This is a genomic window from Bacillus sp. V2I10 (assembly GCF_030817055.1).
In the GTDB taxonomy this organism is placed as follows: Bacteria; Bacillota; Bacilli; order Bacillales; family Bacillaceae; genus Bacillus_P.
The window spans coordinates 3,855,691-3,881,954 of the sequence record NZ_JAUSYV010000001.1 but is presented as its reverse complement, the minus strand read 5'-3'; the positions used below and the strand labels follow the sequence as shown (position 1 = coordinate 3,881,954).

The 26,264-nt window shown below is 40.5% G+C and carries 27 protein-coding genes; 17 read left to right on the top strand and 10 right to left on the bottom strand.

The window, feature by feature from the left end; translation table 11 throughout:
• Positions 1-91: 91 nt before the first annotated feature.
• The 5 genes from QFZ72_RS19625 to QFZ72_RS19605 all read left to right on the top strand — a co-directional run bounded on the left by QFZ72_RS19625 (position 92) and on the right by QFZ72_RS19605 (position 3,444).
• Positions 92-877, top strand: a complete 786-nt coding sequence (locus tag QFZ72_RS19625; protein ID WP_307436684.1) for an SDR family oxidoreductase — start codon at positions 92-94, stop codon at positions 875-877.
• Between the two features lie 77 nt (positions 878-954).
• On the top strand, positions 955-1,428 hold the full coding sequence (locus QFZ72_RS19620; protein WP_307436683.1) for a hypothetical protein: 474 nt from the start codon (positions 955-957) through the stop codon (positions 1,426-1,428).
• Positions 1,425-1,925 carry a hypothetical protein gene (locus QFZ72_RS19615; RefSeq protein WP_307436680.1) on the top strand — a complete coding sequence of 167 codons (501 nt, stop codon included), beginning with the start codon at positions 1,425-1,427 and terminating at the stop codon, positions 1,923-1,925. Before QFZ72_RS19620 ends, QFZ72_RS19615 begins: the two co-directional genes overlap by 4 nt.
• Positions 1,926-2,110: 185 nt before the next feature.
• Complete coding sequence (locus tag QFZ72_RS19610; RefSeq protein WP_307436678.1) at positions 2,111-2,986, top strand: NAD(P)-dependent oxidoreductase; 876 nt, start codon at positions 2,111-2,113, stop codon at positions 2,984-2,986.
• Complete coding sequence (locus QFZ72_RS19605) at positions 2,974-3,444, top strand: GNAT family N-acetyltransferase (RefSeq protein WP_307436675.1); 471 nt, start codon at positions 2,974-2,976, stop codon at positions 3,442-3,444. Before QFZ72_RS19610 ends, QFZ72_RS19605 begins: the two co-directional genes overlap by 13 nt.
• A 33-nt stretch (positions 3,445-3,477) precedes the next feature.
• Here the strand turns inward: QFZ72_RS19605 and QFZ72_RS19600 are convergent, their stop codons facing one another.
• The gene (locus QFZ72_RS19600; protein ID WP_307436672.1) at positions 3,478-4,242 is read right to left on the bottom strand and encodes a CAP domain-containing protein; all 765 of its coding nucleotides are present in this window, start codon (positions 4,240-4,242) and stop codon (positions 3,478-3,480) included.
• 384 nt (positions 4,243-4,626) lie between these two features.
• On the opposite strand from QFZ72_RS19600, the gene QFZ72_RS19595 reads away from it, so the two are divergent.
• From QFZ72_RS19595 to QFZ72_RS19580, 4 genes are all read left to right on the top strand, one after another.
• Positions 4,627-6,744, top strand: a complete 2,118-nt coding sequence (locus QFZ72_RS19595; RefSeq protein ID WP_307436669.1) for a peptidoglycan D,D-transpeptidase FtsI family protein — start codon at positions 4,627-4,629, stop codon at positions 6,742-6,744.
• A gap of 189 nt (positions 6,745-6,933) precedes the next feature.
• Positions 6,934-7,593 carry a carboxymuconolactone decarboxylase family protein gene (locus QFZ72_RS19590; protein WP_307436668.1) on the top strand — a complete coding sequence of 220 codons (660 nt, stop codon included), beginning with the start codon at positions 6,934-6,936 and terminating at the stop codon, positions 7,591-7,593.
• Positions 7,594-7,648: 55 nt separating this feature from the next.
• Complete coding sequence (locus tag QFZ72_RS19585; protein ID WP_307436665.1) at positions 7,649-7,822, top strand: hypothetical protein; 174 nt, start codon at positions 7,649-7,651, stop codon at positions 7,820-7,822.
• 275 nt (positions 7,823-8,097) lie between these two features.
• On the top strand, positions 8,098-9,924 hold the full coding sequence (locus QFZ72_RS19580) for a PAS domain S-box protein (RefSeq protein WP_307436662.1): 1,827 nt from the start codon (positions 8,098-8,100) through the stop codon (positions 9,922-9,924).
• A gap of 68 nt (positions 9,925-9,992) precedes the next feature.
• Here the strand turns inward: QFZ72_RS19580 and QFZ72_RS19575 are convergent, their stop codons facing one another.
• Positions 9,993-11,144 carry an aminotransferase A gene (locus QFZ72_RS19575; protein ID WP_307436660.1) on the bottom strand — a complete coding sequence of 384 codons (1,152 nt, stop codon included), beginning with the start codon at positions 11,142-11,144 and terminating at the stop codon, positions 9,993-9,995.
• 146 nt (positions 11,145-11,290) lie between these two features.
• On the opposite strand from QFZ72_RS19575, the gene corA reads away from it, so the two are divergent.
• The 3 genes from corA to QFZ72_RS19560 all read left to right on the top strand — a co-directional run bounded on the left by corA (position 11,291) and on the right by QFZ72_RS19560 (position 13,162).
• Entirely contained in the window at positions 11,291-12,262 is a 972-nt protein-coding gene (gene corA / locus QFZ72_RS19570; RefSeq protein WP_307436657.1) for a magnesium/cobalt transporter CorA, read from the top strand.
• A 71-nt stretch (positions 12,263-12,333) separates the two neighbouring features.
• On the top strand, positions 12,334-12,534 hold the full coding sequence (locus QFZ72_RS19565; protein WP_307436655.1) for a hypothetical protein: 201 nt from the start codon (positions 12,334-12,336) through the stop codon (positions 12,532-12,534).
• A gap of 73 nt (positions 12,535-12,607) precedes the next feature.
• Entirely contained in the window at positions 12,608-13,162 is a 555-nt protein-coding gene (locus tag QFZ72_RS19560) for a TIGR00725 family protein (RefSeq protein ID WP_307436652.1), read from the top strand.
• A gap of 282 nt (positions 13,163-13,444) precedes the next feature.
• Here the strand turns inward: QFZ72_RS19560 and QFZ72_RS19555 are convergent, their stop codons facing one another.
• From QFZ72_RS19555 to QFZ72_RS19545, 3 genes are all read right to left on the bottom strand, one after another.
• A complete protein-coding gene (locus QFZ72_RS19555; protein WP_307439878.1) occupies positions 13,445-13,741 on the bottom strand; it encodes a transporter in 297 nt (98 codons plus the stop codon).
• A gap of 270 nt (positions 13,742-14,011) precedes the next feature.
• Positions 14,012-14,209: a hypothetical protein gene (locus tag QFZ72_RS19550; RefSeq protein WP_307436649.1), complete on the bottom strand. Its 198-nt coding sequence runs from the start codon at positions 14,207-14,209 to the stop codon at positions 14,012-14,014.
• 330 nt (positions 14,210-14,539) lie between these two features.
• Positions 14,540-15,097, bottom strand: a complete 558-nt coding sequence (locus QFZ72_RS19545) for a PadR family transcriptional regulator (protein WP_307436648.1) — start codon at positions 15,095-15,097, stop codon at positions 14,540-14,542.
• A 218-nt stretch (positions 15,098-15,315) separates the two neighbouring features.
• On the opposite strand from QFZ72_RS19545, the gene QFZ72_RS19540 reads away from it, so the two are divergent.
• On the top strand, positions 15,316-16,563 hold the full coding sequence (locus tag QFZ72_RS19540) for an ATP-binding protein (RefSeq protein ID WP_307436645.1): 1,248 nt from the start codon (positions 15,316-15,318) through the stop codon (positions 16,561-16,563).
• Between the two features lie 50 nt (positions 16,564-16,613).
• The gene (locus QFZ72_RS19535; protein WP_307436643.1) at positions 16,614-17,099 is read left to right on the top strand and encodes a DinB family protein; all 486 of its coding nucleotides are present in this window, start codon (positions 16,614-16,616) and stop codon (positions 17,097-17,099) included.
• 271 nt (positions 17,100-17,370) lie between these two features.
• Here QFZ72_RS19535 and QFZ72_RS19530 read toward each other — a convergent pair whose 3' ends face one another.
• Positions 17,371-18,657: an NCS2 family permease gene (locus QFZ72_RS19530; protein WP_307436641.1), complete on the bottom strand. Its 1,287-nt coding sequence runs from the start codon at positions 18,655-18,657 to the stop codon at positions 17,371-17,373.
• A 234-nt stretch (positions 18,658-18,891) separates the two neighbouring features.
• On the opposite strand from QFZ72_RS19530, the gene QFZ72_RS19525 reads away from it, so the two are divergent.
• From QFZ72_RS19525 to QFZ72_RS19515, 3 genes are all read left to right on the top strand, one after another.
• The gene (locus QFZ72_RS19525) at positions 18,892-20,211 is read left to right on the top strand and encodes an MFS transporter (protein ID WP_307436640.1); all 1,320 of its coding nucleotides are present in this window, start codon (positions 18,892-18,894) and stop codon (positions 20,209-20,211) included.
• Positions 20,212-20,420: 209 nt separating this feature from the next.
• Entirely contained in the window at positions 20,421-21,323 is a 903-nt protein-coding gene (locus tag QFZ72_RS19520; protein WP_307436637.1) for a chemotaxis protein, read from the top strand.
• A gap of 21 nt (positions 21,324-21,344) precedes the next feature.
• Complete coding sequence (locus QFZ72_RS19515) at positions 21,345-21,893, top strand: HD domain-containing protein (RefSeq protein ID WP_307436635.1); 549 nt, start codon at positions 21,345-21,347, stop codon at positions 21,891-21,893.
• Between the two features lie 70 nt (positions 21,894-21,963).
• On the opposite strand, the gene QFZ72_RS19510 is transcribed toward QFZ72_RS19515, so the two are convergent.
• The 4 genes from QFZ72_RS19510 to QFZ72_RS19495 all read right to left on the bottom strand — a co-directional run bounded on the left by QFZ72_RS19510 (position 21,964) and on the right by QFZ72_RS19495 (position 26,133).
• A complete protein-coding gene (locus QFZ72_RS19510; RefSeq protein ID WP_252204913.1) occupies positions 21,964-22,434 on the bottom strand; it encodes a YkyB family protein in 471 nt (156 codons plus the stop codon).
• Between the two features lie 168 nt (positions 22,435-22,602).
• A complete protein-coding gene (locus tag QFZ72_RS19505) occupies positions 22,603-24,015 on the bottom strand; it encodes an HD domain-containing phosphohydrolase (RefSeq protein ID WP_307439876.1) in 1,413 nt (470 codons plus the stop codon).
• Between the two features lie 225 nt (positions 24,016-24,240).
• On the bottom strand, positions 24,241-25,536 hold the full coding sequence (locus QFZ72_RS19500) for an MFS transporter (protein ID WP_307436631.1): 1,296 nt from the start codon (positions 25,534-25,536) through the stop codon (positions 24,241-24,243).
• A gap of 99 nt (positions 25,537-25,635) precedes the next feature.
• Complete coding sequence (locus QFZ72_RS19495; RefSeq protein ID WP_307436628.1) at positions 25,636-26,133, bottom strand: L,D-transpeptidase family protein; 498 nt, start codon at positions 26,131-26,133, stop codon at positions 25,636-25,638.
• Positions 26,134-26,264: the final 131 nt, after the last annotated feature.

Below are 26,264 nucleotides of genomic sequence, written 5' to 3'. Positions count from 1 at the left end.
TTGTTTTTTCTATTTTCTGAATCCTTATTTAAGCAAAATACAAGTAAGACTGTTACTATAATAATGAGAAAAAATAAGGGGAGTGTTAGCTATGGAACTCGGATTAAAAGGAAAAGTGGCTCTAGTTGCAGCATCAAGTCAAGGATTAGGCAGAGCTATTGCTGAAGAGCTTGTAAAAGAAGGCGCCAACGTCATGATAACAAGCAGAAACCCTGATAAGCTACATAAAGTGAAAAATGAGCTTTCTGAAAAAGGTACTGGCCTCGTTGAATATAAAGCATGCGATTTATCAAATGCAGATGAGATCAGCCAGCTGGTGGAAGAAACGGTGAAACGTTTTGGAACAATTGATTTACTTGTGAATAATGCAGGCGGGCCCCCTTCAGGACTATTTGAGCAAATGAGTGATGAAGACTGGCAAAAATCGTTCGAGTTAAACCTTTTAAGTCATGTGCGTCTTATTCGATCTGTTATCCCCTATATGAGAGCCAAGGGAGGAAAAATTGTAAACATCGCCTCCTCCTCAGTAAAAGAACCAATACCAGGTTTGGTTTTATCAAATACGTTCCGTCTTGGAATTGTCGGTTTAACTAAAACACTGGCATCAGAACTTGCCCCTTATCAAATCTTGATCAACACAGTGGCACCGGGCAGAATTTCAACGGACAGAGTCGCTTCTCTAGATCAGGCAGCAGCAGATAAGAATGGCATCAGCGTCAGTGAGGTGGAAGAAGAAGTGAAGCGGAAAATTCCTGCAGGACGCTACGGGAAACCATCCGAGTTTGCTGCCTATGTTCTTTTCTTGCTCTCAGATGCCAACAGTTATATGACAGGGCAGACACATCTGGTTGACGGAGGAATGGTGAAATCTGTTTAATAAGTGTTAATTTGTATAGGATTTGCTGCCCGGAAGAAAACTAAATCAGATAATCCAATACTGAGGGTGGCATATATATGGCGGTCGTACTCGCTGTGATCTTTTTATGGCTTACAATACACTTGTACGTTTTCTTTCCAAAAAAAATGAATGGTCTTGAATCCATTTTTGTTTTTATGATTCTATCTATTGTAAATAACAGCTATTGTTCCGTCATTATGGAAAATCTGGAGTGGGCTAAAGCATATGAGACACCAACTGCACTGACGGTTATTATTTTGCAGAGAATTCTTATCATCCCCACACTTTTTCTTATGATTGTCCATGTTTATTTCAGGCTGAAGAAATCGATCGCAAAACTAATTCTGCTGTTCTTTTCTATTTCATTAATTTTCGCAATGGAAGAACTTTGCGCCTATTTTCAGATTATGAGTTATCTGGAGAATAGATGGCTGATACCAATTCTGCATTCGTCCTTTTTATACTTTTCCGGAGTCACTGCACTCATTGTGTTTCGCCCAATCTTAAAAAAGGGGGTCACAACACGATGATGGGCATGATGAACGAATTATATATTGTGATCACTCTTTTTACGGCACTCTGGATATCAGTAAAGCTTCCAAAAATATTTCCGCCTGCAATAACTTTGCTGATCTTTACTTTCAGCGCTTTTATAGCACTCACTGCGGATCATATTTTAGACCTTCCTCCTTATGATATTTATGATGTGAATGATTCTCCGGAATTTGAGGTTTGGGATTTTATTTATTACAGCATGTATGGTTTTTTTGGCAGCTTTTTTCTCTATCTTTACCAGCAATGGAGAATCAGGGGCATGATTACAATTGTTTATATAATCCTCTGGTCCATGTTTTCTGTTTTTTATGAATGGGTTGCTGTATTAGTCGGCATTTTTGATTTCAGCAAAGGCTATAAAATGGAATATTCCTTTCCGGTTTATCTGTTTATTCAAACTTTCTTTATCATTTTTTTTCATTTTGTATTGAAAGAATATGATAAGCTTAAAGAAAAGTCTTCCATCGTTTAGATGGCCTTTTGAGAAATGAATTAGTATAAAGTTTTGCACATTTATGGCAAGCGTAATCGCCCAGCTCTTCGGCCAGAACAAATCCGCAGGAAAAGTCAAACCCGGACTTTTCCGCCGGGTTCTTATCTGTCATGCCTGAGGTATACGGGCGCTTGCGCTTTTCTAGTAAGAAAGGAAGATGAAAAATGACTGGAGAAAAAGGTGTAATCGGTTTTATCGGGGTCGGAGTAATGGGGAAGAGTATGGCAGGGCATTTGCTCAAAGATGGTTACCCGGTTTTGGTTTATACAAGAACGAAAGAAAAGGCAGCTGAACTGATAGAGGCTGGTGCAGTTTGGATGGAGACGATTGAAGAGGTTGCATCCCAATCTGCCTATATTATTACAATGGTCGGCTATCCTTCTGATGTAGAAGATATTTATTTAAACGAAAAAGGTATTTTGAACTCTGCCAAGGAAGGTACATATGTAATAGATATGACTACTTCTAAGCCAAGTCTTGCAAAAGAAATCTATAAAGCAGCAAAGCAGCGTCATATCCATGCCTTGGATGCACCCGTTTCAGGCGGAGATGTAGGGGCAAGAGAAGCGAGATTATCCATTATGGCAGGCGGAGATCAGGAAGCATTTGACGCATGCATGCCGATTTTTTCTGTCATTGGACAAAATATAGTGTATCAGGGAGAAGCAGGAAGCGGTCAGCATACGAAAATGTGCAACCAGATTGCGATAGCAGCTGGCATGATTGGAGTCAGTGAAGCCATTGCTTATGCGGAACACGCTGGTCTCGATCCTGAAAATGTTTTAAAAAGCATTTCAGCAGGTGCAGCTGGCAGCTGGTCACTGAGCAATCTTGGTCCAAGAATGCTGAAAGAGGACTTTGAACCAGGCTTCTATGTAAAGCATTTCATAAAGGATATGGGCATTGCAATTGAGGAAGCTGACCATATGAAGATGGAGGTGCCAGGATTAACGTTAGCTCATTCACTCTACACAGAGCTTCAGAAAAAGGGTGAAGGTAACAGCGGTACACAGGCGCTGTTCAAGCTATGGAAATCGTAATCAGAAAGCTGCAGGACAATAGTGCAGCACCGATGGATCTCTTGCTCGAAGCAGATCCTTCCGAACAAAATGTAAATCAATATCTCAAAAAGGGGACCGTTTTTCTTGCGGAGCTTGAGAAGAATAAGGCAGGAGTTATGTTGCTGATGCCGATTTCGCCTGCATCTATGGAAATAATGAATCTTGCGGTGGATGTGAAATTCAGGGGAAAAGGAATAGCAAAAAAGCTTATTGCTCATGCTAAACAAGCCTGTGCGGATCAAAACATGGATTTCCTTGAGATTGGTACTGGAAACTCAAGCTTAGATCAGCTTGCCCTTTATCAAAAATGCGGATTTCGCATGCAGAAAATAATTGAGAATTACTTCATTGAACATTACCGGGAGCCCATTTTTGAAAATGGTATTCAGTGCATGGATATGGTCAGACTAATAATGAACATAAAAAAAGATAGCTAGAATATTCTAGCTATCTCGCAACTTGAAAACCTATTATTTACCGATGAACATTTGAGTCCAGTAGTTGCCTTCAGCTACATGGCCTACACCAATGTGAGTGAAGCTTGAGTTCATGATGTTTTTACGGTGGCCTTCAGAGTTCATCCATGCTTGTACTACTTCTTCAGGAGAAGCTTGTCCTTTAGCAATGTTTTCGCCAGCTGTGCTGTACTGAACGCCGAACTTCTTCATCATATCAAATGGAGATCCGTAAGTTGGGCTGTTGTGGTCAAAATAGTTCTTGCTTTGCATGTCTTTTGATTTTTCTTTAGCCACTTTGCTTAATTCTTCATCTAATTGAAGTGGTTTTAAGCCTTGCTTTTCACGCTCTGCATTTGTTAATTCAACAACTTTTTTCTCAAATTCACTTACAGCTGCCTGTGTTTGCTCTTGCTTTGGAGCTTCTTGATTAGAAGCTTCTGGCTTTGCAGGTGCTGCTGGTGCTGCTTCTTGTTTTGGAGCTTGTTGAGCTTCTGCTTGTTGCTCTTGCTGTGGTGCTGGAGCTGCTGCCTGACCTTGCTGTGCTTTAAATTGGCTTAATTGCTGCTCAATCATTTTTTGAAGCTCAGGATTGTTGATGTTCTTTAATAGATCCTGTGTTTGTGTTTGATTTAAATTGCAGTTTTGACCAGCAATTTGGTAAGCTTTGACCTGCATATTTGATTGCTGTGGAGCTGCTGCATCTGCTGATGGGCCCCCAGCATTAAATGTAAAAATAGTAGCTGCTGCCGCAACTGAAAGTACGATAGATTTCTTCATGAAAAAATTCCTCCTAAGAGTTTTTTTGGTGCCTCTCTTGCTACAACAACATCGTAACATACGATTTTCGTAACATATGAACCATTGCTTTCCATTGACAGAACACATTCTTTTAATCTATGAAGCTTACATTAAGTAAGCGTTAACAAACCTTTCGCATCACTAGTTTTATAGCGTAACAAATAAAATACTCCTCATTGGCTGCCATCAAAAAATCTTCCTATAAATATCCAGTTGTACTAACTTTTTCATTGAAATGTTTCTTGACAAAAATTTAACTCCCTTTTTTATGTAACAAGTATTACACAAGTGTTACAATAGAGTTTGAAATACGTTAAAATGATCTCATAACCAAGGATCGATTTTGAAAGGGGAATAAATTCGTTGACTGAGCCAAGTAATAGTCAAGCTGATCTGCGAAAATTGAAGAAAACGCGCTTAATCCGCATCAATGTTTTCTTTTTCTTTGTGTTTTTACTATTCGTAGCACTAATCATTCGGCTGGGTGTTGTTCAAATTGTTCAGGGTGAGGAATTTTCAAAAGAAGTCAGCCGCACTGAGTCAAACTATGCAAGCTTTCCTGCACCGCGCGGAAAGATGTATGACCGGAATGGAAATGTTCTTGTTGAAAACATTGGTGTTGAGGCCATCACATATACAGTAGAAAAAACAACGAAAGCATCAGATAAAATTGAAACAGCAAAAGTGCTTGCATCTCTAATAGAAGTTCCGACTGAATTTTTAAAGGACAGAGATTTAAAAGACTATTGGGTTGCTGCAAACCCGGAAGAAGCAGCAAAACTTCTTAAACCAAAGGAAAAAGAGAAAAAGGGGAGCGAAACGTATCAGCTTCAAATTGATCGTGTCCCTGAAGCAGAGCTTAACAAACTAAAAGGCAATAAAAACGAGCTTGAAGTAGTTGCCTTATACACACGCTTCTCAGCTGGGTATGCCTACGAACCTCAGATCGTAAAAGCTACGGATCTTACAAAAGGCGAGGAGCTGACAAAAGAAGAGCTGACTCGTGTAGCGGAAAATCTTGAACTCCTCCCGGGAATCGATGTGATTACCGACTGGAAACGTTCATATCCGAATGGAGACCTGTTAACCGGCATTTTTGGAAGTGTAACAACTCCCAAGCAGGGAATTCTCGAAGCGAGAAAGTCATACTATACAGCCCGCGGCTATGCGAGAAATGAACGCGTCGGCCGAAGCAATCTTGAATATCAATACGAAGATTATCTGAATCCGAGAAAAGCCAAGGTTCAATATGTAACCGACAGCAGCGGCAAAGTCATTTCAGAAACCATGATCGATGAAGGCCGCCGCGGATATGACCTGAAACTGTCATTTGATCTTGAACTGCAAAAGCAGCTGGATACTATTGTTGAAGAAGAGCTGAGAGTGGCTCGGGGGAAAACCGGCAATCATTTAGTGGACAGGGCATTCGCTGTTATGATGGATCCTAATACGGGTGACGTTTTAGCGATGTCAGGGAAGAAGTACAGCTTTGAAGAAGGAAAAATTAATGATTATATAATTGGGAACTTTACTTCACAGTATGAAATTGGGTCTACAATAAAAGGTGCGACTGTATTAGCCGGGTATCAGAATGGAATGTCGCGTGGAACTGTTTATAATGATACCCCGTTATTAATAAAAGACACTAAACCAAAAAAATCAGTACGTAACATGGGTCCTGTTAGTGATATAACAGCATTGAAAAGAAGTTCCAACGTATATATGTTCAGAGTTGCTTACGAAATAGCAGGTGAAAATTATATTCCTAATTCTACATTCAATGCTTCTTCTGAAGACTTCCAAAAAATGCGCAATTATTACAGTCAGTTTGGATTAGGAGTACCAACGGGCATTGACTTACCTAATGAGTCAATTGGCCAGCAGTCTGTTCCTCCAGATGCGGGGATTCTTCTGAACATGGCAATCGGCCAGTTTGATACGTATACACCTCTTCAAATGGCACAATACGTTTCTGTTATTGCCAATGGAGGCTATCGTGTTGAGCCGCGGATCGTTACGAGCATTCATTCTCCTGTTGAGGATGAGGAGCTTGGCTCTATTGTAACGGAACATGAAAGCCGAATTTTAAACCGCATCAATAACTCAGAAGAAGATATCAGACAAGTTCAGAGAGGATTTGAAGCTGTTACGCAAACAGGCGGTACAGCAGCAGGTATTTTTGGTGAGTATGATGTTGCAGGGAAAACAGGAACATCACAAACCAGTTATTACGGCGAGCAAAGCAAACGTGCATACTGGGGAACGGAAACAAATAACTTGGCTTTTGTTGGTTATTATCCTGCATCAAAGCCTGAAGTTGCCATCAGTGTAATTGTTCCTTATACCGGTAAAACAGCTTCCCATCCTGTAAACAAATACATTGCGAAAAGAGCAATCGAAGCGTACGCGAACCTGGAACCAAAAGATCCAAATGCTGAAACAGAACAGTCTGCAGAAACTGCGGAAAATACAGAAGAATAAATGCGAGACTGAGCTTTCCTTTATAGGAAAGCTTTTTTTATGAGATAAGCTAGTTCCAGCTCCTGACTTCTCCATCAGAACGTAAAAAGTGATACCTGAACTTTTCTGTCGGATCTATTCTGCTTTTCTTATGAGTAACAATTTATATAGAAGGAAAAAATACTTCCATAACCAGAAAAGAGGGATAAAATGGGGATTTACTCAATTGAAAACATACAGCTCATAAAGAATTTTCCCGAGTTAGCGCCGGAGCTTTATCAATCGTATATTGCCTTCAGCAAAGCAGTTTTGAATGAGGGGCATTTATCCAGAAAAGAAAAAGAAATTATAGCAGTTGCTGTTTCACATGTGACCGAATGTCCTTATTGCATTGATTTTCATACAAAAAAAGCGAAAAAAGCTGGAGCATCTCTGGAGGAATTATTTGAAGCTGTCATGGCTGCAGCTGCAATCGAAGCAGGAGGTGCTTATGCTCACCGCACTCAGATGCATCGTGCTTATGATGGAGAGCTTGCTGAATCTTTTTATAGCAGGGATGATTTATCAAACATCAATACTTTGACGGATCTTTCTCCTGAAATACAGCAGACAGCAAGGGCGTTTTTTTCAAAAGCTTCAAAGGAAGGTAAACTCACCGCAAAGCTGAAACAATTAATATCAGTTGCTGTCGCGCATACATCTGAATGTCCTTATTGCATCGCTTCACATACAGCTGAAGCCAAAAAGGAAGGCTGTTCAAAGGAAGAGCTGGCGGAAGCAATTATGACTGCTGCCCTTCTCCGGTCAGGCGGCGCTGTAACACATGCTGTTAATATGCTGCAATCTTATGAGCAGGGCAGTGAAGAATAGCCTCATCAAGAGATGAAAAGACTAAGAACAATCTTTGATTAGGAGTGAGCTCAGGATGTCCAAAACGAACAAAAACGATGCAGATCAAAAGAATAAAAAAGGGTTTGATTCAAGCAAAATCGACTCTGAATTCAGCGGGGAAATCGGCAGCGCTGCAGCCAACCATGCTCATAAAGAAAAAGCAAAAAAAGAAAAGGCAGCCAAAAATTTTGGCGAATATAAAGAATAATCGAAAGCCGGGACAATCCCGGCTTATATTATTTTTATGCTTAACTTGAAAAAAATTAACTTTTTAAGGAAATTAAAAAGGAATTTTGAATAAGAAAATCGAATTTTGTTAAGTAAAATCGAACGTTCTGTAGACGAAGACCAACCTCCAGATAAGCTGATCTGTTCTTAATTCCTCGTCATTGCCGCATTACGCTCATTTTAGCCGTTCCATCCATCCCACCAGTAGGCAGGTACGTTTATCAAATGTGAAAAGGACATAAAGGGGGGCAATGCATGAAGCAGGAGACAGAAAGCGCATATCAAGTATTGCCGCAGGCGGAATTATTTGCAGTTATGAACGATAATGGAAGATTTCAATTCATGTCTTTGAACAGTGAAGAGCATTTGGGCTTTACCAGTGCAGAATTCATTGGAACTTCCTTGAAGGATTATGTCCATAAAGATGATTTATTTTTAGTTGAGAGCTATTTTTACAACGAACACCATCTCCATCCATGCACGTTTCGTTTTTTATTGAAGAATGGAGCGTTTATTTGGCTTGAAGCAACCGTTGATTTTATCAAATCGACTTCAGGGAAAGAAAATCAGATCATCCTTAAGATTAGACTGCTTAAATCACACGAGCAGGAGTTCTGTTCAAAGCCCGTTCAAATAAATAATCCGCTTTTAATCGATGAGGCAAAAGAAATAAACATAAACGCAAGTGAATTGCTTATGAGAATGCCATGCCCCTTATTCATCTCGCAAAAAGGTCAATTATGCTATGTGAATCAGGCTTTAATTGATTTGTTAGGGGGAAGCTCAAAGGAAGATCTGCTTGGGAAAGACGTGCTGGATATTATCGATCATGATTATCATGAAATTGTTAAAAACCGCATTCAAAGAATGCAGCGGGGGGCGTATGTCGGCCAGATCGAACAAACATGGAGAAGGCTTGACGGGTCTCCTGTTGAAGTCGAGATAAAGGCAGCACCAGCTGTTTTTAATAATCAGCCTGCAGAACTTGTTGTTCTTCTTGATATTTCTTCAAGGAAAAAGTTCCAGAAAATCCTGCAAAAAAGCCGAGAGCGGTATCAGCTCCTCATTCAAAATTCCATCGATACGATTGCCGTCATACACCGGGAAAAATGGGTATTTATTAATGAATCGGGCGTAAAGCTTTTTGAAGCAGATGATTATCCGGATATGCTCGGAAAAAACATCTTTTCCTCTCTCGATCCGGAATATCATGAGCAAGTAAAAGAAAAATTGCAAAACATAGTTCATTTGAGAACGGATGTTGAAGTAACAAAGCAATCATGGCATACATATAAGAGCAGGACAATCTATACGGAAATGGTCTGCATCCCAACCACATATTTTGGCGAACCTGCTGTTCAGGTTATTTTAAGAGATATCTCGGATCGTAAAAAAGCAGAGGAGTTAATGCTTCGTTCAGAAAAATTGTCCGTTGCAGGACAGCTTGCAGCAGGAATAGCCCATGAGATCCGGAATCCGCTGACAGCAATCAAAGGGTTTCTGCAGCTCATGCGTTCTGAAGGAAAAGGGGAGATGACCTACTTTGACATTGTCTTCTCCGAATTAAACCGGATCGAACTCATCTTAAGCGAACTGCTTATGCTTGCCAAACCTCAGGAAAGAGTCTTGAAGCAAACAAATTTATTAACACTGATTCAGGATGTTGCAACTCTTCTTGAAACACAGGCTATCATGAATAATGTCATGATTGTACATCAGCACCCGCAGGATCAGATGAGCATCAATTGTGATCAGAATCAAATCAAACAAGTCTTTATCAATCTAATAAAAAATGCAATAGACTCCATGCCTAATGGCGGGAAAGTGACGCTGTCCTCCAGGCAAGAAGGTGATTATATACTCGTGAATGTAAAAGACGAGGGTGAGGGTATTCCGGCTGAAGTGCTGAAAAAAATTGGCGAGCCATTTTTTACAACGAAGGAAAAGGGAACAGGTCTTGGCTTAATGATCACATATAAAATTATTGAAAACCACAAAGGCAGCATGTCCATTGAAAGCGAGTTTGGACGGGGCACTGTCTTCACATTGAAATTGCCATCGGCTGAAGCCGAAAAAAACTAGCCAGTGATGCCCTCAGGGCATTCGCTGGCCAGTTTTTATTTTAGGACTTATATAACTCGGGTAACAGTCTATCTAAATGATGACAGATACTTTTCCATACGATTCAATGCCTGCTCAAGCTGTTCATAGCTGCAGGCATAGGAAATCCGGATAAATCCTTCCCCGTATTTTGAAAAGGCGGTTCCAGGAACAACCGCAACTCCTCCATCTTTTGCCAAAGAATAAGCAAAATCAAACGAAGAAACATTGAATTGCTTGATGCTCGGAAAGATATAAAAGGAACCATCGGGTTTAACGGTTTGCAGACCCATGCTTACCAATCTTTCATACACATAATTCATCCGTTTTTCGTACTCTTCATTCATTGGAACAGCATCATTGATCCCATCAGTAAGTGCTTGATATGCAGCTTTTTGAGAAATAGAAGAAGCGCAGGAGACATTATACTGATGCACTTTTAAAACATGCTTCGCAATAACAGCAGGAGCATATAACAGACCGATTCTAAACCCTGTCATACTGTGGGATTTGGATAATCCATTGATGACGATGGTCTGTTCGGGCAAGAATTTGGCAATTGAATGATGTTTCCCGTTAAAAACAAGCTCACTGTAGATTTCATCCGATAGAACAAAGATATCCCTGTCCCTGATGACATCGGCTATTTTCTTCAGCTCATCCTCGTGCAAAGTCACACCCGTCGGATTAGAAGGATAAGGAAGGACAATGCAGCGGGTTTTTTCCGTTATTTTCAGTTTGATCAGTTCAGCCGTTAACCTGAAATCATGGTCAGCTGTATCAACATGAACAGGTACTGCTCCGCAAAGGGAAATAATCGGTTCATACCCAGGGTAAACAGGGCCCGGCAGGATTACTTCACTGCCTTCTTCTAGGATTGCCCTGAAGGAAATATCTATGGCCTGACTGGCCCCGGACGTCACGATAATTTCTTTTTCCGGATCATAAACTAAATCATATTTCACTTTAACAAAGTCAGCAGCTGCCTTCCTGAGTTCTAAATACCCCGCATTGTGAGTATAGGTCGTGAAATTTTCATCTATTGCTTGAATTGCTGCTTTTTTTACATGAGCAGGGGTGAAAAAATCAGGCTGTCCGATTGTAAGCGAAATTGTGTCCTCAAATTCAGAAACCATATTGAAAAACTGCCGAATCCCCGAAATTTGAATGTTCTTCACGTTTTTATTAATGAGATGTTCCATCTTGTTCATCCTTTTTATATGTAGTTCTTTTACCATCATACACAATTATTCCGCGTATATCATCCTTTCTTTATCTGTTTAGGAACATAGATTAGGGGGAATAGAAGAAGAATAAAATTCATAGCAAACAGAAAAGATGTGACATAATGATACGTACACTTGCCGTTCAATCAACTGGAACAGTCATTTATGACCTGCCGCTAAAAGAATTAAAAAATCCTGACATCAAATGGTACTGGGTAGACTTTCAGGACCCGACAGCAGAAGAGACGAAGCTGTTAAGCAAGTTTTTTAAATTTCATCCGCTTGCCATTGAAGACTGTGTGGAATTTGTTCAGAGACCAAAAATAGATACATATGATACCTACCTATTTGTCGTCATGCATTCGATTCAGCAAAAAACATTAGAAGCTGAAGAGCTGGATCTTTTTGTAGCAAAAAATTACGCCGTTACCTTTCATAAAAGATCGATTCGTGATTTAAATAATATTTGGTTCAAACTAAAAAAAGACTCTCTTCTTCAAGAGGGCGGGCCATCACTCTTAATGCATCAGCTGATGGATCACCTTGTGGATGAATATTTTCCGCCTGTTTACAAGCTTGAAGATCAATTAAACGAGATAGAGGAAAACACAAAAGACTTGACTATCAGCGAATTAATGGAAGGCGTTTTTGATACCCGAACAGATTTGTACATGCTGAGAAGAACAATCATCCCAATGCGCGATTTATTGTACCGCATCATCAGCTCAAGCAGCTTAAAGGCCTATATTAAAGATGAAATCTACTTTCAGGACATATATGATCACCTTTTGAAACTAGTCGAAATGATTGATGCCAACCGTGAGCTCAGTGCGGATATTCGCGACAGTTATCTATCAATCAGCTCTGACAGAATGAACAGAGTCATGATGACGCTGACTGTGATTTCGTCCATTTTTCTCCCCCTCACGTTTATTGCAGGGCTCTATGGCATGAATTTTCAATATATGCCGGAGCTGACCGGAAAATATAATTACTTTGTTGTTGTCGCCATTATGGTATTCATTGCAGCCGGCATGATATACTTCTTTGCAAAAATGGGCTGGTTCAGGTATCACAAAGGCACTAAACTATAAAGCTGACGTCATAATTTTAAGATCGTAAACGAATTCTTTTCTAAAGAATACAAAGCAACCGGAGTGATCCCATGCAAATTGATGAAAGCCTGCTGACAGATGAGGAAAAACAGATTGTAAAAAAATTGAACCAGGAGATGTTCTTTGCTGTATCATATGAACATCTTATCTTTTATAAAAATGAAATCAATTCGATTCTGAATCAAGCATCAAGAAGAAATTCGTTTCTGACGAAAATGAAGGAAAGATTGAATGAACCAAGCTGCCTCTAAGGCAGTTTTTTTTTGAGAAAAGATCAGGTCAACATAGTATAATAAAGGAAATGAATCAAAAGGCGGGATGAGCGTGAAGAGAATTGCTGTAATCGGCCAATCTGGAGAAATTCCCGAAGACATTCAATTAATAAGTGAAGAGGTTGGAGCAGAAATTGCATTGAGAAATGCAGTGCTGCTGACTGGCGGCGGCAGCGGCGTGATGGAGGCAGCATCGAAAGGGGCAAAAGAGGCCGGCGGACTTGTTATCGGCATTCTTGCGGGAGATGAAACACACGTTGCGAATGACTATCTGGATGTACCCATCACAACCGGCTTGTCCTTTGATTACCGAAGCTTAATATTAATTCATTCATCAGACGCCATTATTATGATTCGGGGCGGAAACGGAACGCTTGGAGAACTGTCAGCCGCATATATGAACAAAAAGCCTGTTGTCGTCATCGAAACATCCGGCGGATGGGCGACCAAAGTAAAAGAAGTGGCCTTTGAAGGCGCCTATCTTGATGAGAGAAGAACCGTAGAAATTCACTACGCAAACACCGCAAAAATGGCCGTAGACAGAGCATTCTTGCGAATTGAACATCCTCTAGATGAAGGGAAGAATACCGGAATCATTGGAGATTAAAAAATCAGACCCGTGCGGTCTGATTTTTTGTATTTTCCGCTTTTCTCATTGTCCAGTTTCACCTCCTAGCCCCTCGGCCAGAACAATTCCCAAACCCGGACTTTTCGGGTGAATTCTTATCTGTCTGTCGGAGCTAACCAGTCGGTTCCGCTTTTCTTATTGTCTAGCTCCACCGCCCAACTCCTCGGCCAGAACGGATCCGCCAGTAAAGGCAAAAAGCGCCTTTTCTGTCGGATCCTTATCTGTCTGCCTGCGCTAAACGGGCGGTTCCGCTTTTCTTAGTTATCGGCAAGAAAATGAAGCAATTCGCTGAGTATCTATGCCGAAGTAGTCCCATCTGAATTGGCGTGGTCTCCATCTGTATCCTGCAACAGATGTTCTGCCTACAAAGGTTGGGTAAAACCAAAAACTTCTGCCGTTGTTCAGCCATACGTATGTATACCTGAATAAACAGCCCCTGATTGCTCCTGGATCAACAGCATATAGGGAAGGTGATTGCTGGGGAATATAACTTGGCGGCGGTCCTGTTGGTCCCTGCCCCTGTCCTCCTCCAAATCCAGGCGGGGGCCCTGGCGGCATTCCGCCTCCCTGTCCAAAACCTCCGGGACCAAATCCGCCTCTTGGTCCAAATCCTCCGCCTGGCATTCCACTGAAAACTTGACGATCATATGGATAATACATATTCACATTCCTCTCCTCATTTGCCTACACAAACACAATATGCATGAATGTATAAGGGAGTGATTGTGTAATATCACAAGAAAAATTTGGGGACCTTGCAATTTAAATCTGCAAAAAAACCCTTCAATGTTTGATTCATTGAAGGGTTTTTTTATATTTCCGCTTTTCCTAATACCCAAAATCCCAATCCATCTGTTCCTGCCAGACGGTAAATTGAATTTCAGAGCACTTGATCTCCCGGTCATTTATTTTATAGCTGTTTGTACTGCAGCCTGATTGCTTTTTTAGTTCTGCATATTTTTCTTCAGGTACATCCTCTAAGATTGTTATTTCTTGATTTTGATGAAACAATAAAACGGTTCCCACCGAAAAAACACCTTCTTTTAAATTGATAGAACGAGCTGAAAACACAGGTTGTATTTTACCATGTTTGCGGCCGTGACCCTAACAAATATAAGAAGATGTCATAAAATCGCCAAATCGAAATCGTTTACAGGAAATTTACAGTTGTTTTTTCATCTTATAGTTGATAAAAAAAATTGGGACGTCAGTAAATCGCTTCAGTTTGAGTAATGATCTTTGTTTTTAGGAGCGGGTGCATTCAGGTGCATGACCGAATACTCTTTTCGGTTGACTTCATGCACTGTCCCGATATAAAGATTAACAATGGTGAACAGGTCTTTTGGTTCGAATAATCTAATTTTCATCATCAACACCAAGTGTTTGCAGTTTTTCTGCACGGGCATCAGCTATCAAGTTCTTCAGCCATGTCAGCTCAGCTTCTCCGTGAAGAATGGACCCTTTAATTAAATGGATCACAGCCCTTGGCAATTGTTTATAAAAGTCTAAAATGCTTGAAAGCTCTTGAACTCTTTTTTCGGTCAAAGCCATTCTTTTTTCAAGTATATCTGCTATTTCCTGGGGATTTCCATGCAAGGCAAAAGCAACGCCCGTAAAAAGGGGATGATATAAATTGGAGTCGCTGGATAATTCCTCAAGAATCAGCTTGTGAAACAGCTCTTTCCCTGAGTCGGTAATCTGGTAAATTGTTTTATCCGGTCTGTTTGTATCCTTGATCACATCGACTACCTTTATATAATCATTTTTGTACAGCTGCTCTACTGCGTAATAGAGTGATCCTTTTTGCAGTTTCATAAAATGATCCATATGTCTTTGTTCCATCGTTTGTTTCATTTCATAAGGATGGGCATCCCGTTCCAATAAAAGACCGAGAATAACTAATTTCATAGACATCGTGTACCCTCGCTTTAGCGAAGCTGATGCATCTTTTTCAGCTTACTTATATTATATAGTCTAGTTTGATCATTCAGCACTATTTTACTCTGTGGTTCATGTTTAAAATGACAGGGAAAGGAAAGATTATGAATGTTTATTATAATTCTTTCAATTTTTTATAATATCCTGTAGAATAAAGTGTTTGAAAAAAATATTTCCTTTATGGGGGAAACTAAGTGTTATCTATTATCAAACCTCTGCTTGTTAATATTACGATATTATTTTCACTGACCTTTAATGCAAACCTTTTTTTCCCTTTTAATACAAAACTGAAGGCATCTGTAATACAAAGGGTCATATACGGATTGATCAGTGCTTTTGGGGCCTTGCTCTGTATGGCCTATCCCATAGAAACGCTTGGAGAGACTTTTTTTGATTTAAGAATGGTCTTTGTCCTGATTACAACCCTTTATTCAGGCTGGATTTCAGGTGGAATTGTCCTTATTGTAACATGTCTTGCAAGATATTTGATCGGGGGAGATTTCTACCTGATCGGCATCGTTATCACTCTTACAGCATATTTAATGGGGCTCTTGTTCAGAAAGTATTTTTTTCAGTCAGAATTGAAATACATAAGCGGGACGATTATAGTTGTTGTCTATTTTCTTTTCTATATTTCAATCATCTATACGTATATTAACTTTCTGGAATTTCAATTTTATTTAGTCTACTTTTTGGCGTTTTATCTTTCCTACTTGTCTATGATTTTTATCATTGAAAGTTTGATTAAAACCAATAAGCAATTCGATGAAATGGTTTATGTGGATAAACTGACGACAATTGGCCAGATGGCAGCTGCCATTGCTCATGAAATCAGAAATCCAATCACAACGGTCAGAGGATTCATTCAATATATCCAGCAGGATACAAAAGATGATAATTTAAAGAAATTTTCTCCCTTAATTCTGGATGAATTAGACCGGACCAATAAAATCATAACTGACTATTTACAGCTTGCAAAACCGCATCATCATGAATTGACAAAAATAGAAATCGATCGTGTTTTAGAAGACATTATTCAGCTTTTAAAACCGCTTGGATCTTATTCAAATGTAACTTTATCTTATCAAAGCGAAGAAAAAAGCTCTGTATACGGCGATATTGCACTTTTGAAGCAATCTTTAATGAATGTGATTAAAAATGGAATTGAAGCCATGGATCATGGCGGCGAGATTCAAATTACTAAAAAAACAAATTATATGAACGGTACAGTGATCATTGTCGTTAAAGATACAGGAAAAGGCATGACAGAAGAAGAGCTGCAGCATTTAGGCCTTCCATTTTATACGACAAAATCAAAGGGCACAGGTCTGGGTTCAATGATTACGAATCGGCTCATCCGTGAAATGAAGGGCACGGTTGAATATGAAAGTGAGTTTGGAAAAGGAACAACTGTGACAATCAGCCTTCATTTGTTTCAGTAAGGAAGGAGATACGTACGTTCGCGGAGAAGTGAGCAGCAGGAGGGATATTTATGAGAACAATTGAAGAAATGAAACATCATTATAAAAACTTTGATTCCTGGGTGCTGTCATTAAAACAGCTGAGTCATGAAGAATGGCTTCAGCCTATTGATGAAGGGAAATGGTCTTCTGCAGAAATCATCTCTCATTTCATTGCCTGGGACAGGTTTACGTTAGATCAGAGACTTGGAAAGCTTATGAGAAATGACGTACTGGATCCTTTTCCTGATTTTCAAAGTGTGAATGATCGGGCAGCGGAATATGCAAAAAGCGGTGTGACAAAGAATGAGATGATTGATGAATTTATTGAGGTTCGCTCTGCTGCAGTTGAGGGCTTTCTTAAATTTGAAGGGGAAGTACATCAGTTTCACTTTAAAATTGGGAATCATCCATTTACGATTGCAAGCTATATGGATGATTTTATAGGACATGATCTCCACCATAAAGCTCAGATTGTCGCTTTTCTTGCAAAAAACGAAAGCTGCGGGATTCGATGACAAACTTTCTGGTTCAGGCGCTAGCAGCTGCCGGTGCCATTTTTTTGTTCAGTGCTGTATTGGTTTTGATGAAAATAAAAAAATAAGCAATAAGCAGAAGAAAACCGCTCAAATCGATGAGCGGTTTTTTCTGCGGACGATTCCGCTTTTCTATTGTCCAGCTTCATCGTCCAACTCCTCGGCCAGAACAAATTCCCCCAAAAAGTCAAACCCGGACTTTTCGGGGGAATTCTTATCTGTCTGTCGGAGCTAAACGGACGATTCCGCTTTTCTATATTGTATGTGTAATGAAATTTGCAAGGAACAGTAACGCGATAACGTATAAAGGCAGCGCTACTTCTCTTGTACGCTTCATGACCATTTTTAAAATTGGGTAAGCAATAAATCCAAAAGCCATTCCATCTACAATGCTGTAAGTGAGTGGAATGAGAGCGATAATCAGGAATGCTGGAAAGCTTTCCGTAAAATCTTTTAAATCGATGTTTTGGATATTCTGAATCATCAATCCGCCGATTAGAATTAAAATAGGTGCAATGGCACTGTCTGGAATCATTTTGATATAAGGCAAAAAGAACAATGAACTTAAAAACAGCAAACCGGTTGTTATCGCTGTTAAGCCCGTTCTGCCGCCTGCTGAAATTCCAGCCGCTGTTTCCACTGTGCTGACAGTAGGACTTGTGCCGAATAGCCCTGCGGTAATGGCAGATATCGCATTTGCCCGAAGTGAGCCTTTGTATCTGTCAGGTCTGTTAATCATGTTAACATGTCCGTGAACAAGTCCGATGTTTTCAAAAACGATGACCATCGTCAGTGAGAAAGTCGCTGTCCAAAAGGCAAGATCCGTTATTTTTTCAAAAGACATCGCGCTAAATACTTCAAAATATGCGCCGATTGAAAATTGAGATGCTGCACCTTGTGTGCTGTTATTAATTAACCCAAATCCTGCAGCGATGGCTGTACCAAGCAGAATGCTGATTAAGAAATTGCCTGGAATGTTTCGTGCAAATAAAGTAATCGTAATAAGCAAAGTAATCAGTGTGACAATCACATGGGGATCAGTAAAATCGCCCAATTTCACAAATGTCGTGTCGCTGCCTGTTACAATGCCGCCTTTTTGGAGACCAATAAATGTAAGGAAAATACCGATTCCAACAGTTATGGCTTCCTTCAGCGAATTTGGAATAGAAGCGCTGATAATGCCTGAGAGCTTTGTAAACGCAACGATGGCGAAAAGAATGCCGGATACAAAGACAACTGCAAGTCCTTCCTGCCATGAAAGTCCCATCGATCCGCAGATTGTGTACGTAAACAGTGCATTAACACCCATTCCGGGAACAAGAATGATGGGAGTATTTCCAATAAAACCCATCATAATGCATCCTGCAAATGAAGTTAAGATGGTTGCAATGATACCTGCTTCAATCGGTATACCGGCATCAGCGAGAATCGCTCCATTTACGACAACAATGTACACGATTGTAAAGAAGGAAACAATTCCTGCAAGCAGCTCTTTTTTGACAGTCGTGTCATGTTGCTTAAGCTGAAAGTACTTATGCAATTTTTAAAACCTTCCTTGTAAAGTAACCCTCGACCCAACCCGTACAATCGGCAGAAGCCGATTCACATATAGCATTATATCAAGCCGGGGGACTTTGTGCATTATCTTTATTTGTTATTTTTTGAAAGCCGGCAACTGCTTTCATTTTAAATATTTGTAAAAAAGCAGGGAGTTTCTGTTCAGGTAAAGAATTTACTATGAGTACTAACTAAACCAAGGTATGGGGGAACTCGTATGGCGCAATTAGAACAGCAGCCTGATGCGTTAAAAAAACACCAGAGAGCGTGGCATCTTTATTTTTCCCTGCCCATCTTGTCATGGGCGCTGTATGATTTTGCAAACACAATCTTTTCTTCAAACATAACGACCATCTTTTTTCCTTTTTATCTGCAGGAAGTGATAGGTGAAAATGAACGCTTGGATCAAATTGCAAGCACATTTATTTCGTATGCAAATGCGGCTGCAAGCTTTTTCCTTGTTCTTTTTTCACCGCTGTTCGGCGTGATGATTGACAGATCTGGCAGAAAAAAACGATACATTTTTCCATTTACTCTTATTGCTGTTGCCTGCACTATTTTAATGGGGATCTTCGCAATGACACGTTTTCCCCAGACCATATTTGGACTCCCCCTGGCATTAGTGTTTGTTATTTTGCTGTTTATCATTGCGAAATTTTTTTACCATTCAAGTTTGATTTTCTACGACTCAATGATCTCGGATTTAGGTACACAGAAAGAAATTCCTTTAATTTCAGGTTTTGGAGTTGCTGTGGGGTATGTTGGGACACTCGTTGGACTTACTGTGTATCCATTTATAGGAGACTCAGGCTATCATCATGCGTTCATACCGACAGCCATGATGTTTCTCATTTTTTCCCTTCCATTATTTCTATTAGTAAAAGAAGAGCCGGTTTTGCAGGATCAGAAAAAGTCCTCGTTCATAAGCGGCTATAAAGAAATTTATCAAACATTTAAAGATATCCGGACACACCGTGCGGCTTTTTTGTTCATGATTGCGTATTTCTTTTTAAACGATGCGATCGCTACAGCCATTACGATGATGGCAATTTATTCAAAAGCAATTGTCGGTTTTTCATCAGGCGAGTTTATTCTTCTCTATCTTGTCTCGACAGTCGCAAGCATTGCAGGTTCATTTATCTTTGGATATATTACGAAGTCCGTTGGCACGAAAAGAAGCATTACGGTGGTCGCCCTTGTTCTCCTGATCGCTCTGGCATTTGCAGCGTTTGCTTTCAATCCGCTCATGTTCTGGATAGCTGGAAGTTTATTTGGGGTCGCCCTTGGTGCAATGTGGGTCACATCGAGGACCTTTATAGTTGAACTGACTCCAAAGGAGAAGAGAGGCCAATTTTTTGGGCTGTTTGCTTTTTCCGGCAAAGTGTCATCTATTGCAGGACCTCTTCTGTACGGGACGATTACGCTAGTGCTTGCTGATTACGGTGATCTTGCAAGTCGAATTGCCATTGGATCTCTTATGATCCTAGCTTTAATCGGGCTTGTGGTTCATTCATTTGTTCCGCATGAGAATAAGTAGCTGATTCCATTATAATCACCGCTGTCTATATATGGATGGGAGAGACACTCAAAAAGGTGTGATATCCAATGGCTGGAACCCGCTTGGGTGTTGATTCTGCCAAAAAGCTTGAGTGCGTCTCAAGCTTTTCCCTGTTTTTCTTTATAAAAAAGAAGTCAGTCCGATAATAAACCTATAACGGATATTTTTACGGAGAGAGGGAGAATACAATGCAGCAAACGGACATCTTATTAGAAAGCGGCACAAATGAACTAGAGATCGTCGAATTTACAGTTGCAGGGCTGAAATTTGGCATTAATGTGATAAAAGTAAAAGAAATTATTCAGCTTCAAAGCATGACAAAAGTGCCCCACGCTCATCCAAACGTGGAAGGGATAACTGAGCTTAGGGGAGAAGTACTGCCGGTCGTAGATGCGGCAAAAGCGCTTGGTCTGGCTCAAACTCAAAATCCACAATCAGATAAGCTGATTGTAACTGAGTTCAATCACCAAAAAATCATTTTTCATGTTCACAGTGTGACACAGATTCACCGGATTTCATGGAGTTTAATCGAAAAGCCCTCCATGCTTTATCAAGGTCTTGAAAGTCAAATAACCGGTGTAGTGAAATGGATGGGAGAGATGATTCTTCTGCCTGACTTTGAAAAAATCATGGTTGAATTAAATCCGGAATCAGGCATCCATATTGATCAAGTGAAAAAACTGGGCAAACGTGAACGCTCTGCAAAAAGAATTGTGATCGCGGAGGATTCTCCTTTACTGAGGGGTCTCCTTCATGATACCTTGCAAGAGGCAGGCTTTATGAATCTTGAGTTTTTTGAAAATGGGAAAGATGCATATGAGTACCTCTATTCACTGTCTGAAGAGGGCAGGAAAATAAAAGAAGAAGTTCAGCTTGTGATTACGGATATTGAAATGCCGCAAATGGACGGGCATCATTTAACAAAACGAATAAAAGAAAACAATAAACTCGCTGAACTGCCGGTCATCATCTTTTCCTCTTTAATCACAAATGACTTAAAGCATAAGGGCCAAAAAGTTGGAGCCGATGCTCAAGTCAGTAAACCTGAGATTGCTGAACTGGTTACTTTGATTGATCAATATATTCTTTAAAAATTGCGCAGGTGAATTACAATGAATTTAACGGATAAAGCAAAACGTTTCGCAGAGGGAGCACATGAAGGGCAGGTCCGCAGGCTAGACGGGGGACCATACTACACACACGTGGAAAACACAGCGCTTATTCTCTTTAAAGCGGGATTTAGGGAAGAGGTTGTTGCAGCTGGATTTTTGCACGACACCGTGGAAGATACGGCCACATCAATAGGGCAAATCAAAGATATATTTGGCGGGGATGTAGCCTCTCTTGTTGCTTTTAATACCGAGGATAAATCACTGACATGGGAAGAACGGAAGCAGCATACCATTCTGTCAGCCAGTCATGCGGGCATCGAGGAAAAAGCGATTTTAGCTGCAGATAAGCTGGACAATCTTCTGAGCCTTCTGAAGGAACACAGAAAGCATGGCGATGATATCTGGAGAATGTTTAACCGCGGAAAAGACAAGCAGGCATGGTATCACCGTTCCATTTCTGAAAATCTTTTTAAGAACCTTGAACCAAAAGAGATCCCGAGTTTTTTCTTTGTTTACAAACGCCTTGTTAAGGAGTTTTTCAGCGAATAAATGATATGAATGCACTAACAGAGAAAAGGAGCCTGATCCGTAAATGGATCAGGCTCTTTTCGTTATAGGGTCAGTAGCTTTCGCCTAAACGTTTAAAAACAGGTTTTTTATATGTAGGAGAAGGTTTTTTAGGAGCTGATCCAGTTGGCGATGTTTCCTTTATGCCGACATATTGCTGCAGCAGCGCTTTAGCCTTTGCTAAAGGTAAATGTATTTTTGGGTTCCGGTACGTTTGATTCAGTGAACCAAGATGTGGGAGGTTTTCGAAGTCATCTTTTGTGGGAGGCATATGGAAATAATATTCTCCTGCAGAGACAAGTACATCTGATTGCTGTTTGCTGTTTTTGGGATTATTGGAAAAGTGAAGACCTTCCTTTTTTGCCCTTCCCTCAGTAAGCAGTTTATGAAGTGCACGCTTTTTAAGAGTATATAAAAACTTAGGATCCGGAGCTGTTTTTGCATGGCGGTTAACAATATAAATCGCTTTTGCAATATTTTCAGTTGTCGGCTTTAATGGCTGGTTTCGATTATGATCGTCCATTCTTTCTCTCCTTTGCAGGTTATGTATGCTTAATCTAAATTATACGTTTTCATGTGTAAAATGCAACCTATTCAAAAAAAGCGGCCATTCCCTTTTGAATACGAAGGAGTGCTCAATTTATTACGGGGCAAGAGAATCTAGTAAAAGCGGCTGCCTCCCTCACGCCGTTTAAACTGATTTTGATTCTCTTTGGCAGTCCATTACATTCAGAAAAAGCTCTGCAAACACCGGATCCCACTGTGTTCCTTTTCCTTCTTTGATAATGGACAGCGCTTTTTCAGCCGGCATACCGCGTCTGTACGGCCGGTCAGATGTCATGGCATCATACGCATCTGCAACGGCCATAATTCTTCCGTAAAAAGGAATATCATCGCCCCTGAGCCCTTCAGGATAACCCATGCCGTCATATCGTTCATGATGATACTTAACACCAGGGATAAGCGGTTCCATCATTTCCCCAGGCTGAACATTTGATAAGATGCCTGCACCTATGACAGGGTGCTTCTTAATTTCTTCGAATTCCTCATGAGTTAATCGTCCATCTTTCAGCAAGATGCTGTCCCTGATGCCGATTTTGCCTAAATCGTGAAGAAGGGCGGATTTGCGGAGGGTGTCCAGGCTTTCTTCGCATAAGCCTGCTTCTCTGCCGATTAAGACAGAATACTCTGCAACGCGGACTGAATGGCCGGCTGTATATGGATCTCTTGCATCAAGTGCTAATGAGAGAGTTGTATACAGGCTCTCCAATAGCTGACTGTTAATTTGATCTCTTTCTCTAAGCCCGCGGATCATTTTATTAAAGCCCGCTATCAATTTAGAAAATTCATCAGAATACACTTCATTTCTATAGGAAAGGTGTCCTTGTTCAACCTCTGACATGCCGAACTGGAGCTTCTCGATCGGTTCAGATATATTTTTGAACAATAAAAAAGCACCGAATACCGCGAACAAGACAGATACGATTAAGATGATAATCGCCCAGCTCCAATATTCGGATAAAAGAGGTACCGCATTTTCCTGAAAACGAATTTGTGTCGCAAGCGTAAATAAGAGGAGAGGAAAGACCCCAATATAAATCGCGCTGTACAGCACCTTCTGCTGAATGGATATATGAATTTTTGCTTCTGATGTTAAATCTGCGCCGTGAAGCATCAGCGCTTTGTTTCGAAGAATGATCAACAATGGCCTGACCGCTTTTGAAGATAAGAAAAACTCAATAATGCCGTGCATTCCGGCAATCAGGACCGCGCCAACTGCTGCGAGGAGAGTATAGTATAGCGGCAAGCTAAGCAACTCCATCTGGATAAACACTGCTGCCAGCAGGACAGCAGGGATGGATAGACCGAAGAGATGAGGTCCGAAAATCCGGCACACGGTCAGCGATGGAAACCGATGTGCTTGCCAGAAAGCATTCTCAATGGCTTCAATTGAGAGATCGCCATTTTTAAATACCTGCCTGATGGGATTTATATGCTTTCTGAATACAAACCATTCACAAAGCACCATGCAAACAATGGATATACTTAGTATAAACAGCAGAATCCCTATTTCAAAAGAAGAAATGACTAAAGTGGAAAACATGGACAAAGAGCCGATTCCAAAGACAGCAATGAAAGATCCAATGAAATAATTGATCAGCAGTTTTTTTAAGAATTCTTTATATGTAATCAGACAGGGACACAACCTTTAAAGTTAGACTCACCTAATATATCGGCCATTAATCCGAAAATTTAACAGTCTGCATATGAAAGGGGTAAAAGAGGGAAAACAAAAAAGACAGCAAATGCTCAAGTGCATTGCTGACTTTTAAGAGATATGAACTTGTCCTTTTCTTGTTGAAGCAAGACGAGTTCTTTTAGCTTGAGAATATTCGAGCTCCCTGCTCAGCTTCGGCAGGGTGAGCGCGTAAAATAAGAAGACCAGAAGAATAACGGTTGCCATGCCGTAATAGAGATACTCAATATTGCTGATGATTTTCGGGAAAAGCACGGCAATCAACCCAAGCGTAATCGATTGTGCGAACATCATGAGAGGATCTATCCAGCCGCTGACCCGTCCCATCAGCTTAGGATGCACAATTTTCGGCATCCAGCCGCCAATTGCTATATTTATAGGACCAATGCATGTCCCAATAATAAAAACAGTAGCTAAAAAAATACCCATATGATCTGTCAAACCTAATATATAAATCAAGATGGCGCAGAGGAAAATCGGGTAAATCATCATCTGATGAGGTTTAATTTTAGAAGAGATCAATGTCCCGATGCCGCTTCCGGCAAGAAGGCCAATCCCAAGAGAAATCGCAAAGTATGAAGCATATTTTTCATAGTTATCAGGAGACAATTCATACTTCATCGTAAAGATTGGCAAAATGGCAAATGCTCCATTTACAAATCCAAAAACAAAAAATCCAAAAATCAGAGAAGCTAATAGCTTATTTCTCGCAATATAGAGAATTCCATCCTTGAAGTCTCTATACGAGGCCCCAATGCTGAAATCTTTCCATTTTAATTTTCCATTTGGCAGCCTTGCCTCTATTGGTATTTTACATCTGCGAATAAGAATAGCAGAAATCACAAAACTGAAAAAATCAACTGCTACAGCACCTTGAAGTCCTATTGTTTTATAGGCAAGGGCTCCGAGTCCAACACCAAATACCATGAAAATACTGAACAGCATTTGATTCAGGCCCGCTGCCTGTGCATATTGTTCTTTGTTTAAAATGCTTTGAACAAGACTTGCTTCTGCAGGATAGAAAAACTTGGTAACGGCACTCCGCAGAAATAATAAGAAAAACACGAGCGGAATAGAATTCAAGAATAATGAGCCAAAAAGAAGGACTGTAAGAATGGCTCTGATCCAATCACAATTTTCAGCTACTTTTTTTCGGTCAAATCTGTCTGCAACCACCCCGACTAAAAAGAAAACGAATAAAGTCGGCAGGGAATACATAAGCTCCGCCATGGTTGCGAAAGAAGGCTGATGGCTGAACCGGTCAAGCAAATAAAAGGCAAAAGCCATATTTCCGATCGTCGTGCCCATTTGTGAGGCCAAGGCAGCAAAAAAGAGCTTGACAAAATTTCTGTTTTCAAAGATTTTCATAACGCAGCCCCTTATTTTGCAGGATATCGGTCACAGTAGTTATTATAATAGAAAAAAGTATATATTAACATGAAGTTTTTGTGAAAAAATTACTGGTGCTTAATTGGGACGTATGATAACCCTTGTACCGTTTGGAACAATCGAGCCGAGTTCAAGAACATCTCTGTTTTGCATCCGGATACATCCCCTTGAGACTGCTTTGCCGATGGAGCTTGGATCATTTGTGCCGTGAATCCCATAATGAATTTTAGACAAACTCATCCAGAGCACGCCGAAGGGGCCGCCTGGGTTCGGTTCGCGGTTTACTATGACAAAATCACCGACAGGTGTGCCGCTCAATATTTTTCCGACAGCAATCGGATAAACTTTCATTACTTGTCCGCTGCGATAAAGAGTCAGCGTTCTCTTTCCAACTGATACTGAAATCGAGTAGGGTATTGAAGCAGGCTCAGGCAGCCCCGGGATGATAATAGGCTGGCCGGCAAGCAGCAAACTGGGATCAGCAATCTGGTTCGCCCTTATAAGAACTGCAGGACTGATCCGGTAATTAAGCGCAATTGTGTTAAGTGTTTCACCGGGTTTTACTAGATGAATCATACATAAATCACCGCTTTAACATAATTTTGACTGTCTGTGCTCTACAGCTTATGTCTGGACAGTTTGTTTGTTTCCCGGCCGCGATAGATGCGAGAACGGACTGCTGTGGTATAATTTTTTGTATATTCAGA